The sequence below is a fragment of the Pedobacter sp. N36a genome (assembly GCF_014472395.1).
Classification (GTDB): domain Bacteria; phylum Bacteroidota; class Bacteroidia; order Sphingobacteriales; family Sphingobacteriaceae; genus Pedobacter.
Map to the genome: position 1 here is coordinate 55,211 of NZ_JACSZW010000002.1, position 18,626 is coordinate 73,836.

At 41.0% G+C, this 18,626-nt stretch carries 12 protein-coding genes; 7 read left to right on the forward strand and 5 right to left on the reverse strand.

Annotated features, from left to right (window positions below; genetic code table 11):
• Positions 1-82: 82 nt before the first annotated feature.
• Both brnQ and H9X96_RS04055 read right to left on the reverse strand, forming a co-directional pair.
• Positions 83-1,384 (reverse strand): branched-chain amino acid transport system II carrier protein, encoded by a 1,302-nt coding sequence (brnQ, locus tag H9X96_RS04050; protein ID WP_187665063.1) that lies wholly within the window; start codon positions 1,382-1,384, stop codon positions 83-85.
• A gap of 217 nt (positions 1,385-1,601) precedes the next feature.
• Positions 1,602-2,999 (reverse strand): ATP-binding protein, encoded by a 1,398-nt coding sequence (locus H9X96_RS04055; protein WP_187665064.1) that lies wholly within the window; start codon positions 2,997-2,999, stop codon positions 1,602-1,604.
• Positions 3,000-3,226: 227 nt separating this feature from the next.
• Between H9X96_RS04055 and H9X96_RS04060 the strand changes: the two genes are divergently transcribed.
• The 6 genes from H9X96_RS04060 to H9X96_RS04085 all read left to right on the forward strand — a co-directional run bounded on the left by H9X96_RS04060 (position 3,227) and on the right by H9X96_RS04085 (position 14,492).
• On the forward strand, positions 3,227-3,817 hold the full coding sequence (locus tag H9X96_RS04060) for an RNA polymerase sigma factor (protein WP_187665065.1): 591 nt from the start codon (positions 3,227-3,229) through the stop codon (positions 3,815-3,817).
• Positions 3,818-3,881: 64 nt separating this feature from the next.
• Complete coding sequence (locus H9X96_RS04065) at positions 3,882-5,120, forward strand: FecR family protein (RefSeq protein ID WP_187665066.1); 1,239 nt, start codon at positions 3,882-3,884, stop codon at positions 5,118-5,120.
• 188 nt (positions 5,121-5,308) lie between these two features.
• Complete coding sequence (locus tag H9X96_RS04070; protein WP_187665067.1) at positions 5,309-8,965, forward strand: SusC/RagA family TonB-linked outer membrane protein; 3,657 nt, start codon at positions 5,309-5,311, stop codon at positions 8,963-8,965.
• A gap of 7 nt (positions 8,966-8,972) precedes the next feature.
• The gene (locus H9X96_RS04075) at positions 8,973-10,313 is read left to right on the forward strand and encodes a RagB/SusD family nutrient uptake outer membrane protein (RefSeq protein ID WP_187665068.1); all 1,341 of its coding nucleotides are present in this window, start codon (positions 8,973-8,975) and stop codon (positions 10,311-10,313) included.
• 4 nt (positions 10,314-10,317) lie between these two features.
• Positions 10,318-11,532 carry a TlpA disulfide reductase family protein gene (locus tag H9X96_RS04080; protein WP_187665069.1) on the forward strand — a complete coding sequence of 405 codons (1,215 nt, stop codon included), beginning with the start codon at positions 10,318-10,320 and terminating at the stop codon, positions 11,530-11,532.
• 29 nt (positions 11,533-11,561) lie between these two features.
• Entirely contained in the window at positions 11,562-14,492 is a 2,931-nt protein-coding gene (locus tag H9X96_RS04085; protein ID WP_187665070.1) for a pitrilysin family protein, read from the forward strand.
• 104 nt (positions 14,493-14,596) lie between these two features.
• Here H9X96_RS04085 and H9X96_RS04090 read toward each other — a convergent pair whose 3' ends face one another.
• The 3 genes from H9X96_RS04090 to H9X96_RS04100 form a co-directional block, all read right to left on the reverse strand.
• Positions 14,597-15,175, reverse strand: coding sequence for a fasciclin domain-containing protein (locus H9X96_RS04090; RefSeq protein ID WP_187665071.1), 579 nt, complete (start codon positions 15,173-15,175; stop codon positions 14,597-14,599).
• A gap of 414 nt (positions 15,176-15,589) precedes the next feature.
• Complete coding sequence (locus H9X96_RS04095; protein ID WP_187665072.1) at positions 15,590-16,048, reverse strand: MaoC family dehydratase; 459 nt, start codon at positions 16,046-16,048, stop codon at positions 15,590-15,592.
• 58 nt (positions 16,049-16,106) lie between these two features.
• Entirely contained in the window at positions 16,107-16,568 is a 462-nt protein-coding gene (locus H9X96_RS04100; protein ID WP_187665073.1) for a helix-turn-helix transcriptional regulator, read from the reverse strand.
• Positions 16,569-16,848: 280 nt separating this feature from the next.
• On the opposite strand from H9X96_RS04100, the gene H9X96_RS04105 reads away from it, so the two are divergent.
• Complete coding sequence (locus tag H9X96_RS04105; RefSeq protein WP_187665074.1) at positions 16,849-18,612, forward strand: ATP-binding protein; 1,764 nt, start codon at positions 16,849-16,851, stop codon at positions 18,610-18,612.
• The last annotated feature ends 14 nt before the right edge of the window (positions 18,613-18,626 follow it).

The following is an 18,626-nucleotide window of genomic DNA, read 5'->3' on the forward strand; positions in this document are numbered from 1 at the left end:
AACTGAGCCTTGTCTTTTGTTTTATTTTGAAACAGCCTGCTCATTGATAATGCTTTATGAGCGGCAATACTTTATACGAGAATTACTCCAGGTCTTGTTCCTTTCCTGAGCCAGCGATTGCCCAGGTTGCAAAGAAGCAAATCGCAGAAGGGATCACCCAACCTAATTCATATGGAAAAAGTGGAATGTAATTTAATACTTCAAGCGTACTTTCGCTAAGTAGCGAGAAGTGTTTGAGTAAATAAAGAATGGCAATGGTCGTTGAAGCCAGTAAAGCATAAATATATGGCTTTCGGTTTTTGACGATCGAGCCAAAGAAAACTGAATAAAGCACCAGTGTGATCGTAATGGGATAAACGAAACTTAAAATCGGATACGCGAAACTAATGATGTTATCCACTCCGGTAATCGAAAGTAGACAGGAGGCTGCACAGCAAACGGTCACCAACAGTTTATAACTTAATTTCCCTTTGCTAAGCGAAGAAAAGAAGGTCCCAAAAGCGGCAACCAGTGCAATTGAAGTCGTCAAACAGGCAAGCGCAATGGAGATGGCAATCGCGATGTTTGCATACGGCCCCAAAATGGAATGGGAGATTCGCAGTAAGAGCTCAGAACGCTTGATGGAAGTATCTGCGATTCCGGAAGTAGCGCCAAGGTAAATCAGTCCACCGTAAACAATAAATAGGAATGCGGATGAAAGTGCGCCAGCGGTAATCACCACCTGCATTTTTGAACGGGCGTTTTCATATCCTTTTGCTTTAGATGCGGTAATAATAATCCCGGCGAAGATCACGGAAGCCAAAACATCTAAGGTTTGATAACCTTCAATAAAACCTAATCTGAACGATTGACCACTGCTTAGTGCGGATTCAGTATAGCTGTCCGTAGGTGAAAATATACCTGTCAGTATCAATACAATGAGTAAAATTAAGAGTAAAGGGGTCAGTATATTACCGATAATATCTATGACCCGAGAAGGTCGGATGGTTAAAAGCCAGGTCACCACAAAAAAGAGAATGGAAGTCACGATTGGACTAGATGCTGGAAATGAGGGTAAAACACCCACTTCATAAGTCGTAGCTGCGGTGCGTGGAATGGCAATCAGCGGGCCGATGCAGAGCATGATCACAGTTCCTAAAATGGGCGATAAGAGTGGATGAATCTTAGCTGCCAGGTCTTCGAATTTATCTCCTGCATTAACTACGGAAAGGATTCCGAGGAAGGGTAATAAAATACCCGTCAGTCCGAATGCCAGGATGGTGACCCAAACATGGTCTCCTATCTGTATGCCAATATAGGGAGGGAGTAATAAATTGCCTGCTCCGAAGAACATGGCGAAAAGGGCAAAGCCTATGGTGAGGATGTCTCTTGTCTTCTTATTCAATTGTGGTTTCTATTGGATGGGTTGATCTAAAAAGCGTGTAATGTAGCTAATTTTTTATTGTAATTCAATCCCATGATCTGTGGATTCCTTCTGAACTCTTCAGCTGTTTCAGCCTCATGCTAGCTGTCAAAGGCGAACAGAAATATTTACGTACTAAAAGCTGTATTTATTCGAAAGGATAATAGGAGAACGGCAGAAGGATAGCAGAATGAAATGCTTAAACAACATCATTGATCAGGTTTAATGGAATCTTAACTTCAATAATTGATCCTTGTCCTGGCATGGAGGATAGTTGGAAGGTTCCATTTAAAAGTGCGGTTTTTACACGGATTGAGGACAAGCCAATCCCAGAATCCTGTACTTTTTCAATTGGAAATCCCCGACCGTTATCTTTTACTCTCATGACCATAAGATCATTTTCAATCACCACATCTACAGATAATAGCGTTGCCTCTGCATGTTTAATTACATTGAACACCAATTCCTGAACGATTCGGAACACTGCAATTTCCATAAACTTATCCAAATTGATCTCCTCCAATTCCACATGGCATTTATAAGTAATCTCCTCGTTCATCTGGTTGCATAGGTCAGATAAAGCCTCTTTTAAGCCAAATTCGGCCAGCACTGTTGGCATCAGCTCGTGTGAAAGCGTTCTACAGGCCTTTATCGCCTCATTGAGCAAATCGCAGGTATAGTTTTTGGCAGTATTGAATTCTTCAGGAGTATCGGTTGCCGTGTTAAAGCCTAAATAATTTATGGACAGTTTAACCGCGTATAGTAATTGCCCTAATCCGTTATGAAGACTTTCTGAAACCCGGCGTCGTTCTTCTTCCTGGGCATTTAAAGTGACCCGGACAATCTCCTGTTGCTGGCATATTTCCATATAACGGATTTTGCGTTCCGCTTCCTTGATGGCAGTCAGGTCTTTCGCCGTTCCAAACCATTCTATAATTTCACCTTGTTTATTCAAAATAGGGATGGCGCGCGAACATGTCCATCCAATACTGCCGTCAGCAGCTAAAACTTCATGTTCGAGCTCAAAAATAGCCTTATTGTCGATGGCTTCTTTTATCGCCAGTAAAACCCTGGGCTGTTCTTTTTCAGGTATATATTGCTGGATCCAGTCGCTGGTCACTTCTTCGGTATCAGCCAGAAATTCTTTGCCTTTAAGCTGATACAGCTGAGCCCAGTCTGCGCTCATCTCATAGACCATATCTGAACTCGCGCTAACGAAAACCCGAAATCGTTCTTCCGATTTTTTTAATGCAACACTCCTAGAATCTAGTTCTTCTGTTAAAATAGAAGGATTAAACACGAGAATAATGCCATCTTCTTCAGGGCTTGCGGTTAGTTTGATCCATTCAGACCCTAGGTCTGAAAAAAACTCATAAGTAATAGGTTGTTGTTCAGCGCTAGTCTTTTCCAATGCCTGAAACATTGGGCTGGATTTCCAGGCTGGGAACACTTCCCAGAAATTGAATCCCAATAATTCAGTTCTTTTTTTTGCACAAAGTGTTTCGGTATGAAAGTTGACATAATCAATGCAGCCCTGCTCATCAAGATGGAAACAGGCCACAGGAATAAGGTCTAAAATTTTTGATGATAATGTCATTTATTGGGAACTTTTTTTATAAATATGACGTATTTTCTTGTAGCCTAAATGTTCCGGTCTTAAAAAGATAGAAAAAAATACAGCCTTTAGCTCAATGCGTCAGTGTTTTTAGAATAACAAGCGATAGCCTACATCTGTTCTATAGGAAGTTTTATGAGCCTTATAAATTGGATTGTTTTATGCGGCATCCAAAAGAATTTCATAAGTTTAGGGCTTAAAAAAAAGCATTGTCACTAAATTCTATTCCTAATGATGTCTTTTTACTCCGCAGAGTAGCTGCCGGAGATGAAGATGCTTTCTCGAAGTTGTTTGATGATTACCAGCAGCAGGTTTCGGGATTTGTATTTTCTATTATAGGCGATAAGGAACTGACTCAGGAGATTGTACAGGATATTTTTATCAAGGTGTGGCAGAAGAAGGAGGAGCTGTTAGAAATACAGAAATTTGATGCCTACCTGTTTGTTTTGAGTAAAAACTACACTTTAAACTGCATTAGAAAGATACAGCGAGAGCAGCAAAAAGCAACGGAATACAATACACTATTTCCAAATACTGGAGAGGAGCAAAGCGAGATTGATAAAGAGGATTACCTTCAGGTGATTGAAAAAGCCACTGTTCAACTGCCTCCACAACAGCAGCGGGTATTCCGACTTCGAATGGAAGGACTTAAAAACCATGAAATCGCGGCTCAGTTGATGATCAGTCCAGATTCCGTGAAAAAGTACCAGCAGCTGGCTTTAAAAAGTGTGACTACTTTTGTCAAAATGCATCTTTCTTATCTCACACTTTGGATGATGATGGGTTTTATGCAAAAATAATTTTCTGCGCTGACATCCACTTTTCTATAATTTCGGTGTCTTTATGTTTAGACAGGGACAAATAATGAATTTACGAATCGTTTATCTACGGGCGCGACAACGCGCGAATACCATCAGCGACCTACAAAAAAAGGAGTTGTTGAGCTGGTTAACCGATCCAGCCAATGAATCAGAATTTGAGGAGTTGACGGAAGAACTCTGGGCAAATCCAGAATCCAGAACTCCTGTTTTTAAAAAGGAGGAAAGTCAGGCGATGCTGAAAAATATAATGTCAGCAGTTAGGACCAGCCCTGATGAAGAACATAAATCGGTCAAGCTGAAGCCAAACCTAATCCCTTTATGGCTAAAAATAAGTGCTGCGGCAGTCTTCATCAGTTTGTCGGCAGTCCTTTTCTTTTATGTCAATTCTTCAAATAAATTTCAAAAATCAGAGCTGGTGTCCATAGTGAAGCCTGGAACTGAAAAGGCCTTTCTAACCCTGGCAGATGGTACTAAGTTTAGTTTGGCAGACCTGGAAACCGGAGATGAGGCAAAATTCCGTTCCAATGGAATTTCTAAAACTAAAGACGGTTTTCTAGTATACAAACCTGTAGCGCAGCAGCTCCAGTCCCAGATTAAAGGTTCGAATGTGCTCATGACTCCTAAAGGAGGGCAATATAAAATCATGCTGCCGGATGGTACAAAGGTCTGGATGAATGCAGCCAGTACCCTCACATTTCCGCTGACATTTGATGGGCGAGTACGTATGGTAGAACTAGCAGGGGAAGCTTATTTTGAAGTGGCGAAAGACAAAAGCAAGGCTTTTAAAGTCCGTAGTCTCCAGCAGGAGGTGGAAGTATATGGTACACATTTTAACATCAACAGTTATCCGGAAGAGGCGAAAGTAGTCACCACACTGCTGGAAGGATCTGTTGGGGTAACTGATCTAAAATCAGGAAAGCACCTGATGCTTAAGCCCGGACAGCAGGCTTTGCTGACAAATACCAATACCAACAACAATGCCGATGCAAAAGCTAGTGCCAATGGTAACAGCCTTTCTCTGGCACCAGCCCAGCTAGAAGAAGCCCTGGCCTGGAAAGAAGGTTATTTCTTATTTGAACACGAAGAACTGGGCAGCATCATGCGAAAACTATCGCGCTGGTACAATATTGAAATCCAATTTAAAAATGAGGAGCTGAAAAGCGTACGTTTTGCAGGAACCGTAGACCGCTTTCAGAATCTGGCAGACGTATTACGTATGCTGGATCTGACCGGAAATGTGAAGTTTAAAATCGAGGGAAGAACCGTTATTGCTTATAAATAATTATTAACCAAACCAAACAACAAATGACAAAAGAAATCAGCGAATCTGGACCTTAATTGGTCGAGGGGCTAAACAGCTGAATAGAAACAGAGGCGCTTCCGACGCCTCCGTTCTGATGCTTGTTTAACCTGATGGCTATGCGCCGGAAAAAATTACTGTAGAATTTTTCACGATAAACAAGATTATAAATGTATAAAATTTATACTAAAATCATACTGCGCTGTGCGCCGGTTTTCCGGCGGCTAATGGTTGCAGATAAAACACAAATAATTATGCGATTGAAGCTGATGAGCGTAATTCTTCTGGCCACTTTTATGCAGGTGAGTGCCAACGGCTTTGCGCAAAAATTATCACTAACAAAGAACAACATCTCGCTCGAACAGCTGTTCACCGAGATTAGAAAACAGACCGGATACAATGTGTTGTGGTCTGTAGAGCAGGTAGATCAGCAATGGAAAATGAACGCGAATTTTAACAGTACGCCAATAGAAGAAGTGCTGGAAAAATCGCTTAAAAACTATGGGCTGACCTATGTGATCGACCAGAAAACCATTGTGATCAAGGCAAAAATAGGAGCGAATCCTGAACTTACTGTGGTGCTTTTAGAGATAAAAGGCAAGGTGACTGACGAGTCGGGTAATCCTTTGCCAGGTGCTGTAGTTCGCGTAAAAAACAGCAGTATTGGATCCAGTGCGGGCACTGACGGTTCCTTCATGCTGAAAGGCGTTCCTGAAAATTCATTGCTATCCATTTCCTATATCGGTTATCAAACCCAGGAAGTAAAAGTGGAAGGTTCAAAGTACATTCAGATCTCGCTAAAACCGAGCATGGTGAATTTGGATCAGGTACAGGTAGTCAGCAATGGTTATCAGACAATCAAACGCCAGCAGTTGACAGGTGCTTTTGCAACCTTATCTGGCGATGACTACAAGCAGAGCATTCCGGTAAACAGCAACGTGCTGGAAAACATGGAAGGTAAATTGGCCGGATTAGTGATGAATGTAAATGCTTCGGGCAGTGAAGACAGCAGTCCGATCAGCATTCGCGGGGTATCTACTTTCAATGCGGTAAAATCTCCTTTAATTGTGTTGAACGGTTTTCCGACTGAAATCAGTCTGGAGTCGATCAATCCTTACGACGTAGTGTCGGTAACGGTATTAAAAGATGCGGCCGCTGCGGCTATTTACGGTGTCCGTGCCTCCAATGGCGTGATCATTATCATGACCAAGAAAGGAACAGAAGGCGCACCAAAGTTTCAGCTCAACTCCACCGTATCCTTTAAACCAAAGCCTAATTTTAAGAAGCTAGATTTATTGTCTGGCCGCGGATTTGTTGATTTGGAAGCCAGTCTGGCGAAGAACAACATCGTCAATAACTTCATGACCAAGGAGAATTTTGACCTGGAAGGTGGAACTTATACACCGGTTTATGCTGCTGTGGATGATTTGTTGAACGGGGTCATCAGCCAGGAAGCAGCAGATGCGATCTTCAATCAATACGCAGCCTACGACAATACCAAAGCGTACCAAAATCTATTTCAGCAGAACCGTTATTTAAGGGCATTGGATTTAAACGCCAGCGGCGGTACTAAAAATGCGACTTATTTCTTCGGTATAAATCGTGTAGATAATGACCAGCTGGTAAAAGGTGCAGCCTTTAATAAAACCAGCTTAACCTATCGCGGTTCGATGGACTTCCTAAAAGTGCTGAGTTTGGATGTTCAAGGGGTATATTCCAATTCCAATGATCATAGTCCTAATACGCCTGATTATATGGCCATAAAACCATATGAAGGATTTTTGGATGCCAACGGAACTGCAATTGCCACCTTTTTGAGACCTTACAGCAACAGTCCATATTTCGGATATGATGGCAGTTATGGCAGTATAAATGCAGAGAAAAACCAGCAGAATATCGCAATGGGACTGTACGACGGCAATTACTACCCTTATAACGACTTTATAGATTATAAGAATGAGACTAGAAGTAATAACTTCCGTTTTCAGGGAAACCTTAAAGCGAAAATTACAAAAGACCTGAATATCGAATTTGGTGGTGCCTTTGAAAAAGGCTTAAGCACCAATAATTTCATTTCCTCGGAGTCTGCCTATGAAAATAGAATGCGCTTAAACTATTTTGCTAAAGCCGGACAGAACGGACCAGAATTTAGAATTCCTAAAGGCGGTTCAAAACAAACCAATAACTATACAACCGAGACTTACACGATCAGGGCACAGGCAACTTATAACAAGCTGATCAACGATAACCATGATTTGTCGTTCCTGGCGGGTGTAGAACAGCGTAAATTGACATACCGTACCGAGCGTAATACTTTATTTGGTTATGATGATCGCTCTTTAACCTCTAAACCATTTGATGCCGGGTTGTTAGGGAACTACAATTTCGCGCCGGATTATATGTATGAGCTGATTCCACTTTCGGGTTACTTGAGCGACTACTCTGCCTACAGTGACTTCTTTAACCAGACCTATCGCGACGATCGTTTTGTGTCTGCTTATGCAAATGGTGCTTATACTTTTAACAAAAAATACAGTGTGACCGGTAGTTTAAGGATCGACCAATCTAATTTATTTGGTTCTGATCCAAAGTTCAGATACACCCCATTATGGTCGGCGGGAGCTGCCTGGAACATTAAGGGAGAAGATTTTCTGCAAAATGTTTCCTGGTTAGATGAGCTTAAATTAAGAGTGGCGACTGGTTACAATGGTAACATTATCAAATTAAGCGGCCCTTATAACATTCTGAACAACAGAATTAATAGTCAGGCGCAGCCGGAACCCATCATCGGTTACTACGTACAGACCCCTGCAAACAGTGGTTTAAGATGGGAAAAAACTGTAAACTACAACTTCGGACTTGATTTCGGACTGGGTATGAATCGCATCTCAGGAAGCGTGGATTACTATATCAAACACGCAGAAGATGTGTTTTCTTACCTCGCTACCGATGCCACAAAAGGTTTCTCCAACCAGTTGGTGAACAACGCGGAAATCATGAATAAAGGGTTAGAGCTGAACCTGAGAAGTGTAAATATACTGAACGACAATTTCTCCTGGAGTACTCAGCTTACTGCCTCTTTCAACAAGAATGAAGTGTTAAAATATAGAGTAAACACTGCTCCAACCACCTTCAACCAGGTAAATGGCGGACAAAGTGTAGAAGGGTACCCATTGAACGCCATCTTCACCTATAACTATAAAGGATTGAATGAATTGGGACAGCCAATGGTGGATGATGGAAATGGCAACAATGTAATTTTGAGAAACAATTTCGGTGATGTGGTGGATATTCCTTTATCTGCACTTCATTATGCAGGAACAACCGATCCTAAGTATGTTTTAGGTTTAACCAACCAGTTTAAGATGGGCAATTTTGACCTGTCGATGTTGTTCATGTACTATGGTGGCCATGTAGCCAGGATTGCTCCACCAAACTATAATGCGTTCAGGCCAATGAATGGCGCACAGGATTTCTGGAAGCAGACAGGGGATGAGTTAACTACGCGTATGCCTGGAATTCCTGTTTATGGCACCGAAAACTATTTCGACTATGCAGCAATTAATGGCTATACCTATGCTACTGAGTTTGTGAGAAAGATGGATTTCATCGCCCTGCGCAATGTAACCCTGACCTATAAAGTGAAGCCGGAGGTTTCTAAAAAACTGGGCTTAGATCAAACAAAGCTGTCCATTCAAGTTCAGAATCCCTATAAATATGTGTTTAGCGGAAATGACGTAGATCCTGAAACCATCGATTTTAGAAGTGGTGTGCGCAGCTTTGGTGTAGTGCCTGCTTATACTTTTTCTTTAACCACTAATTTTTAAAGATCAAATGAACAAGATATATACTGTGGTACTCCTTTGTACTGTGATGATCAGCGCCTCTTGCAGCAAGTTTCTTGATGTAAAGCCTGTTGGAATTATTATTCCTGAAAAAACTAATGATTATGAGTTGATGCTGGATGATATTAACATCACCAGATCATTTTATTCGAGTACGATTTTTACTTATGATGACCTCAGCAATGTGACTTTTACACCGCAGACAGAAACGTCAATTGATGCGAATCTCTATTTCTGGAAGACCTATTTAGATGTCAACTCACAAAGCAGGCCAGCAGCCTGGGCGGATTATTATAACAACATCAGCAATTTAAACGTGATTGTGGAGGGTGTCCTTAATGCTGCCGATGGTACTCCTCAAAAACGCAAGCAGATTTATGCGGAAGCATTGGTGGCGCGGACTTTTCCATATTTTCATTTGCTGAGCCTTTTTTCACCGGCATACGATCCCCTGACCGCAACAACAGATTTAGGATTGCCATTCGTAGTTTCTACAGATCAGAACGTTCCACTTCCAGAGCGCCTTTCCTTAAAAGCGCATTATGATCAGCTAATTGAAGACATTCTAAAAGCGATTCCAGATTTGCCGAACCAGAATATCAATAAAACCAGGATCACTAAAAATGTGGCTTATGGAATGCTGTCGCGTATTTATATGAGCATGCGTGATTATCCGAATGCCTTAAAATATGCGGATCTCGTGATTGCCAGTGGAAATGCGGTTTTGCTGAATTATAACGATTACGCCTCTTCGAATGACCTTCCGCAAACGAATGTGAGTCCGGAGGAGTTGTTTTTGCGCTACTCTACGAATTCCAGATATAGGTTTTCAAATGAGCTATTGGCGAAGTTCGACCAAAGTACAGACTTGCGCATGAAGCTTTTTACCGCAACTGATGCTGGTGTAGTTAGTTTTCAGAATGCCAATTATAATCCAAACCGAGGCATTACTTACGCTGAAATTTATTTGAATAAAGCAGAGTGTCTGGCTAGAAGCGGAGCGATTGACGAAGGGATGGACATCCTGAATAACACCATTCGCGTAAACCGCATCGCAGAAGAAGCTTACGAGCCGCTGGAAGCAGCAGATCAGGAAGATGCGCTGCGTATGATTTTATTGGAACGCCGAAGAGAACTGGCTTTCAAAGGTTTGAGGTGGAGTGATATGAAACGTCTGGACAAAGAAAACAGAATGCAGCCAGTGCTTCGCTATGCGCCAAATGGCACTACAGTATTTGAAACCCTAACGCCAGGCAGTTTGAAATATACCTTCCAGATTCCTTTACAAACCCAGCTGTTTAATCCAAACATGAAATTAAATCCAAGATAATAAAATGAAAAGAACAATCCTATATAGTCTGTGTCTGCTGCCAATCATCTCAGCAGCACAGGCACCATTTACGCTTAAAGGAAAAATCGGCAATTATTCAGCGCCGGCCAAAGTATTTATCAGCTATGCTGGAGGACCTTCAGGAAACAAGTTGATGAGAGACTCTGCAGTCTTAACTAATGGCGTATTTACCATCAAAGGACCTGCCATTAAAGAACCTAAATCTATAGAACTTCAATTTAGCCCTAAAGGTTATAGCAGAAATAAGCTGGTGATGGAGTCTTATCAGATGTACAATAACCTGGATCATATTGATAAATTCAGAATGCTAGTGCAGTCTGGGAAGAATGAAATCAGCTCAAAAGATTCCCTAAAGAATAGTGTGATTGGCGAAAGTCAGATTGAATTACAGCGCAGGAAATTTGAATCCTTTATCAAACCTGTTTCTGACCCATTAAGGGAAGAGGAACGTGTTTGGACAGCGATGGCTGAACTAAGAACTCAAAATAAGCCGATCGATGAGAAAGCCTACCTGGCCTCACTGGAAAAAAGAATAGTTTTAGAGCGTGCTTATAAGTTAAAATTGGCAGACTTTGTTCGTGCCAATCCTGATGCTTATTTCAGTGCGGTTGCGCTGACTAAACTGTTATCAGCAGGCACGCAAGCAAGCGCTGTAGACAAGCAGAAGGCCGAAGATCTGGTGTTTGTGAAGGAATTGGTGAAGGTTTTAACACCAAAAGTCAAGCAATACCAGATTTTCGCTGGTGTTCAATATTATATCACTGAACTGGAGAAAAAGCCGGTGGATATCGATTATAAAAACTTCACACAATTTACACCAGAAGGGAAGTCTGTAAGCTTAAACGACTTTAAAGGGAAATACCTGTTTGTAGATTTTTGGGCCTCATGGTGCGGACCTTGCCGCGGGGAAAATCCGAATGTGCTACGTGCCTACAACAACTACAAGCAAGATGGCCTGGAGATTTTAGGGGTTTCTTTTGATGATAAAAAGGAAGCCTGGCTGAAAGCAATAGAAGAGGACAAAATGCCATGGACGCAGATTTCTGTACTGAAAGGCTTCCAGAATGAAGCCGCAGACTTGTACGAGATTCAAGGTATTCCTGCCAGTATACTCATCAATCCAGAAGGGAAGATCATTGCTTATGACCTTCGTGCGGAAGATTTAGAAAGAAAATTATTGGAAATATTTAAACACTAGTGAACCTAACAGGTAAATCTAAAATTTACATGAACACACCTAACTTTAAAATTAGCCTGATTATCGGGCTAATTTTTTTTACGGCTTTATCGGCCGGCGCGCAAAACAAACAAAACAAGTATCAATGGAAAACAGCATCATCGGCTGGCTATTCTTATAAATACATTACTAATGATCCTGCTAAAGCAAGATTTTATACTTTGAAAAATGGCCTTACGGTCATCCTCAGTGAAAACAAAAAAGAGCCAAGGATTACCTCTAAGATTGCAGTGCGGGCAGGAAGTAATACAGATCCGAAAGCACATACGGGTTTAGCCCATTACCTGGAACATTTGCTGTTTAAAGGGACGGATAAATATGGTTCTTTAGACTGGGCAAAAGAGCAGCCTCTGATTCAGGAAATCGAAGAGCGATACGAACAATACAACAAAACAACCGACGAGGCTAAGAGAAAGGAGATGTACAGAGGGATAGATTCTGTCTCTGTATTGGCTTCAAAATATGCCATCGCCAATGAGTATGATAAGTTGATGGGTGCCATGGGCGGACAGGGTACCAACGCGCATACCTGGGTAGAGGAGACTGTTTATGAGGAAGATATTCCTGCTAGCGCATTAGATAAATTCCTTACGGTACAGGCAGAGCGTTTCCGCAATCCGGTGTTTAGGTTATTCCATACCGAGCTGGAAGCAGTTTATGAAGAGAAAAACGAATCTTTAGACAACGATGGATGGAAAATTCAGCAGGCCATGCACCATTATTTGTTTCCTACCCATAATTACGGACAACAAAGTACTATCGGTACCATTGCACACCTGAAAAACCCTTCTCTGAAAGCGATTAGAAAGTATTACAATGATTATTATGTGCCTAATAATATGGCGGTGATTATGGTTGGTGATTTCAAATCCGATGAGCTAGTGAAAAAGATCGATCAGTATATGGGTTATATGAAAGCAGCACCTGTGAAAGCCTATCAGCCAGCAGCTGAAAAGCCATTGGCCGGACCAATTGTACAGGATATTTATGGGCCTACTTCTGAAAGTCTGGCTTTAGGCTATCGCATTGGCGCCAACGGAACTAAGAATGCATTGATGGCGGGTTTGGTCGCTGAAATTCTTTCTAATGGAAAGGCTGGTCTGCTGGACTTAAACCTGTCACAGCCACAAAAAGTGTTAGAGGCAGGAGCTTATACCAGACAATATAAAGACTACGGTATATTTTCAATTTACGCAGCACCGAAGGAAGGCCAGAGCTTAAAAGAAGTCAAGGATTTGGTATTGGCACAAATTGAGCTGCTGAAAACCGGAAACTTTTCTGAGGCATTGCTAAAGGCAATCGTAGCCAATCAAAAGCTGAGGGCCTTAAATGATATAACAGACAATGCTTCAAGAGCGGAAGATTTGATGAGTGACTATATCAAGTCGAACAGTGAAAACTGGATTCAGGAAGTTTCCAGAATTGATGATATAGAAAAAGTAACCAAGGGGGAAATCGTTAGTTTTTCAAAAACTTTCTTTGCAAACAATTATGTCGTATTAAACAAGTATCAAGGAGAGGGGCCTCAGGTGGATAAAGTAGAAAAACCACCGATTACTGCAGTAGAAACCAATGCGGGTTCACAATCAGATTTCCTTAAAATGGTAGGAAAGATTCCAGCCGAGACTATTGCTCCGAAATGGCTGGATTTCCAAAAAGACATTCAACATGGAAAATTTGGGGCAGCGGAAATTTATGCAGTGCAAAATAAAGATAACCAGCTATTTCGTCAGTATTTTCAATTCGAAATGGGTAATTGGAACAGCAAACTTTTGCCGGTAGCAGCAGCTTACCTCAACTTTTTGAGCCACGATAAAAAGTTCTATGAACTGGCTTGTAATTTCTTCCTGAATGTGGACAATCAGGTGACTACCATCGGCCTGACTGGATTACAGGAAAACTACAGCAAAGCGATGCATTTGCTGAAAGAAGTTCTATCAAATGGTCAGGTAGATCAGGCCGCTTTTATCGCGATGAAAGAAAACCTGTTAAAAAACCGTCAGAACAATAAGTTAAATAAAGGGAGTATGATGCAGGCCATGTTGAGCTATGCGGCTTATGGCAAGAACAACCCGTACAATTTTACCCTGTCGGATGCGGAAATCAACAACCTAAAACCAGAAGAACTGATTGCCGTACTTCGGGATCTTTTTCAATACAAGTACAGCGTAATTTATTATGGACCGGCAGGATTGCCTGAATATAAAGTGCTGCTTCAAGCAAATCATGAGGTAGCTACACAGTTCAAGGCATATCCTGAGGCGATGGCCTTTAAGAAGCTGGAGCAGAATGAAAATAAGGTGCTCTTTACAGATTATAATATGTTGCAGGCTGATGTGAGCTGGTATCGCAATGCGAATGTATATGCACCAGCACAGGAAGTAACTGCCGACTTGTTCAATAATTACTTTGGTTTTGGTATGGGCTCCATCGTTTTTCAAACGCTAAGGGAATCGAAAGCTTTGGCTTACAGCACCAGTGCAGTTTATGGAAAACCAAGAAAAAAAGAAGATCATTTTTACGTGACTGCGTTTATTGGTTGTCAGGCGGATAAGGTAGACGATGCCATTAAAGGCATGAATACTTTACTTAACGAATTGCCTTATAATGAAAAAGCATTCCAGTCTGCAAAAATGAGTCTTGCTACTCAGCTGGAAACAGAAAGAATCATGGAGGATCGAATTATATTCAGTTATATCGATGCAAAGCGCAAAGGGCTGGATGATGATTTAAGGAAAGATGCGTACGCAGCGATTCCTAAGCTTTCTTTTACGGATATTAAAAAGCTTCACCAGGATTATTTTGCAAACCAGGCCTATACTTATTGTATCGTAGGTTCGCAGAAAAATCTGCCGCTTTCTCAATTGTCGAATTACGGAAAGGTGGAAAGTCTATCATTAGACACGCTTTTTGGATACTAAAAAAACAAAAGCCTAAAGGCTGGTGTATGCCGGCCTTTAGGCTTGAGAATGCATGTTATAAAAAACGCCGTCCTAAAATATTAGGACGGCGTTTTCTATTTAAATTATTTCGGCATTAAGACGGTATCTACTACATGGATCACCCCATTTTTTTGATGCACATCTGCAATGGTTACGGTACTCATTCCACCTTTTTCATCTTTCAAAACCAGTTTATTTCCTTTCATCCATGCCCAAAGCTTTCCACCTTCTACAGTAGTCAATTCTGCTTTTCCATTTCCTTTTTTGATGGCTGCTGCGATGGCTTTGCTGTCCATTTTTCCCGCAACTACGTGATAGGTTAATATTTTGCTCAGCGTTGCTTTATTTTCTGATTTAAGGAGTGTTTCAACGGTTCCTTTAGGAAGTTTATTGAAAGCTTCGTTTGTCGGTGCAAACACGGTAAAAGGTCCTGCTCCTTTAAGGGTTTCTACTAAGCCGGCCGCTTTTACTGCTGCTACCAAAGTCGTGTGGTCTTTTGAGTTCACCGCATTATCGATGATATCTTTTGAAGGATACATGGCTGCGCCGCCCACCATTTTTGTTTTTTCAGCCATGCCCATTTTTGACTGGGCCTGAACTGTAATATTGGATGCAAATGTGATAGCTACTAGGACAATTGCAGTTAAGAAAACTTTTTTCATGTTTATGTTTATTTGATTGCATTTACGCAAACAGATACCCATTCGGTTTTTGATGTACTGAATAAAATATTTAAACTTTTTTTTGAAAACTGTTTGTCAGAGGGAAGAAATTGGTGCGCATGTGGAGTGGAGAAGGTTTCCGAATGCTCGCCTCCATATATGAAGGCATTGGAAGAGGGGAGCCATTCCAGCACCAAGGGGACCCTTGGAGAAAAAGGCTATGGCTTTGGCTTGATTTGGTGAAGCACCTTATACAAGGTTTAGGCGGCACCATGCATCTCCGCAATCTGGAAGGATCAGGGGCTTGTTTTAAGCTGAAAATACCTTTTCAAAAGACGCTTGTTTAGCAAAATTCAAAATAAAAAAACCTCAGCGAAATACATTCCCTGAGGTTTTTGCATTTAGAACGCGCAATTAAATAAAGTGATAGAGAAAAACGACATTACCGTTGTAAGCTGGCTTAGCCTGACCATTTATTTTTAAGGTGGCCTCGATGACTACCTTGGTAACGCCTCTTAAATCTGCAATTGAAATTAGTTTTGCCTTTAATTGTACCTCACTGTCTACCAAAACTGGCTGGCCAAACTTGAAACTCTCAATGCCATAATTGATTTCCATTTTGATGTTACGCACGTCGGCAATCTGCTTCCACAAGTACGGAATTAAGGATAAGGTTAAATAACCATGCGCAATGGTATTTCCGAATGGTCCCTCTTTCTGCGCTTTATCCGGATCTACGTGGATCCATTGATGATCAAGTGTGGCATCAGCGAATTTGTTAATCTGCTGCTGGTTGATTGTATGCCAGTTGGAAACACCGATTTCTTTTCCTAAGTAGGACTTGTATTCTTCGAAACTATTAATAATTTTCATTAAATATGAGCGATTTGTCTGTAATAAATATCAAAATTATAGTAGGAGTAATATAGCATTATTTGCTGAGGTAAAAGTAAAACATGGCCTTTACGATCTGGCTCATTGATCTTTTTCCTGATACCCACTCTGCAATGCTCTCGCGGTCCACACCGGTATCAAAAGCGATCTGTTTGATACGTACCCCTTTTTCGTCCATCTTTTGTTCCAGCCATTTAGGATTAACTACACTTGTTGCGGACGGCAAGTAGGGTGCAGGAATGACCTGGATGTCAAATTTAGGGAGCCATTTGTCAAAAACTTCTTTGGTTCTTTTCAGCAGTGAAGCCTCTGTGGCGTATTTTCCAGATCGATTTTCTGCCTGACTGGTTTCAATTTGTATGGAATCTGCTTCCATAAGAAGGATGCAGAAAGTAATATTTGACTGCTTTTTGTGAATTTCAGCAGCCTGTTCTAACGAGTCAAGCTGCTGCTCGTCTAACTGACTTTTAAGTTTTTCTATTCCAAGGATTACGCTCATTTTTATCGTCTGATTGTTGGCTGACTAATAACAGCTAAATACTGTACTTGTTTTTCAAAAAGCCGCGTGGTTAAGGATTTGCTTGATGCCCAGTTTAATAGGTTGTCTGGTTTTAACTGGCTAAGGAAAATCTATTGTTTCCCCCGGGATGTTACAAGTTAAACAAATATGATTTGGAGGAGCAAAAAAGCAAGGCCAACACGCCCGGTATCCCTGAGAATGGAGGACATTCGTTAGAACAAAATATAGCAAAGGCTGTTATACAGGAAATTTTTAGCCAATGTTCAGCTTCTTTTTTAAAAGATATCATGCTATTTTAAGAATAGAGCACACCTTGCTCAACAGGGCAAGGATTGCGATTTTGGTACAATTACTGTTTGCCTTTTCTATTATAAGTGTGCTGCTTTTTGGCTTATATTTCTTTACAGAGCGTAATATCTTGTTATATAGAATCAGTATTTTTATGATTCTTTTTATTTCCGGTCTGGTGATGATCTTTACGAAAGTGCCCTGGAAAAAGGTGGGACATTATTTCATTTTTAGCTTAACGTGTTTCATTTTGACGAACTTGTTGTTGCTTAAAAATGGGATCAATATTGTTACTGTGCAATATGTGATGATGATTGTTACTGGAGGATATTATATCCTTGGTGCAGGCTGGGGCCTGATTTATTCGTTATTAAATACATTGCCGCTGGTACTGTTATTTACGCTTCAGCAATTTTATGGGCTTGAACTTCCAAGTGCTACACAATCCTTAAATATTTACGCTTATAATTTTTCCATCATCATAAATTTTCTGATGCTGATCCTTATTCATTACTTTTTTTTTAGAGCATTTAAAAGTACCAGTCAGAAGGAGCAGCTGTTGACCGCCAACTTGAAAAATTCTTTGGTGTCGGCACAGAAAATTGCGGAAGATAAAACCAACTTTCTCTCCACGATGTCTCATGAACTCCGTACGCCTTTAAATGCAGTGATTGGCATCACCAATGTGCTTTTGGAAAATGAGCCAAGAGCCGATCAAAAGGAAAATCTTGACATTCTACACTTTTCAGCTGAAAATCTGATGTCAACTATAAATGAAATTCTGAGTTTTAATCGCCTGGATGCCGGAATGGAAAAGTTAGAGCTTCATGCTTTCCGCCTCGATCAGCTATTGGCAAATGTTTACGGGGCATTAAAATATAGGTCTCTCGCAAAAGGCCTTGAGTTTTCCCTGGTGATAGACGATCCTTTGGAGGGGATCATGCTGATGGGTGATAAAGGCCGATTAACGCAGATCCTTTTTAATCTAGTGGGGAATGCAATTAAATTTACCGCACATGGATTTGTTAAAATTAATGTTCATCTAGCAGAAATAAAGGAAGAAGTTTATACGATTAAATTTGAACTGAGCGATTCTGGTATTGGTATTCCAAAGAATCAAATTGAGCATATTTTTGAACCTTATTTTCGCGCGAAACATGAAAATAACAGGCAATATCATGGCACCGGACTTGGTCTAAGTATTGCCCGCAGATTGGTGCTCCTACATGGTGGAGCGTTGACTTTTCAAAGTCAGGAAGGACATGGTACAACTTTCAATTTTCAGCTCAGCATGAGGAAGGTTGAAAAGTCTAAAGAGCAGGAAGATCCAAGTTTGAAACCTGTGGATATCGACATTAGCCATTTACGGATTTTAATTGCAGAAGACAATGAAATCAATGTGATGGTTTTGCAAAAAACGCTGGCCAGGTGGCATTTGAATGCAGATGTTGCTCAGGATGGCCAAATTGCTTTACAGGCCATAGAAAGCGGGCATTATGATGTGGTATTCATGGACATTAACATGCCGGTAATGGATGGGTTTGAAGCCTCCAGAAGAATTAGGCAATTAAATGACCCGATCAAAAGCCGCATTTGTATTATCGCTTTAACGGCTTCAATTGATATTTCTGTAGCGCTGCATCCTGAATCTCAGTACCTCGATGATTTTATGCTGAAACCTTTTTATCCCGATGAACTCAGAAATAAACTTGAAAGAGTGGCCATGCGTCATTAGTTTAAAACCTCGAT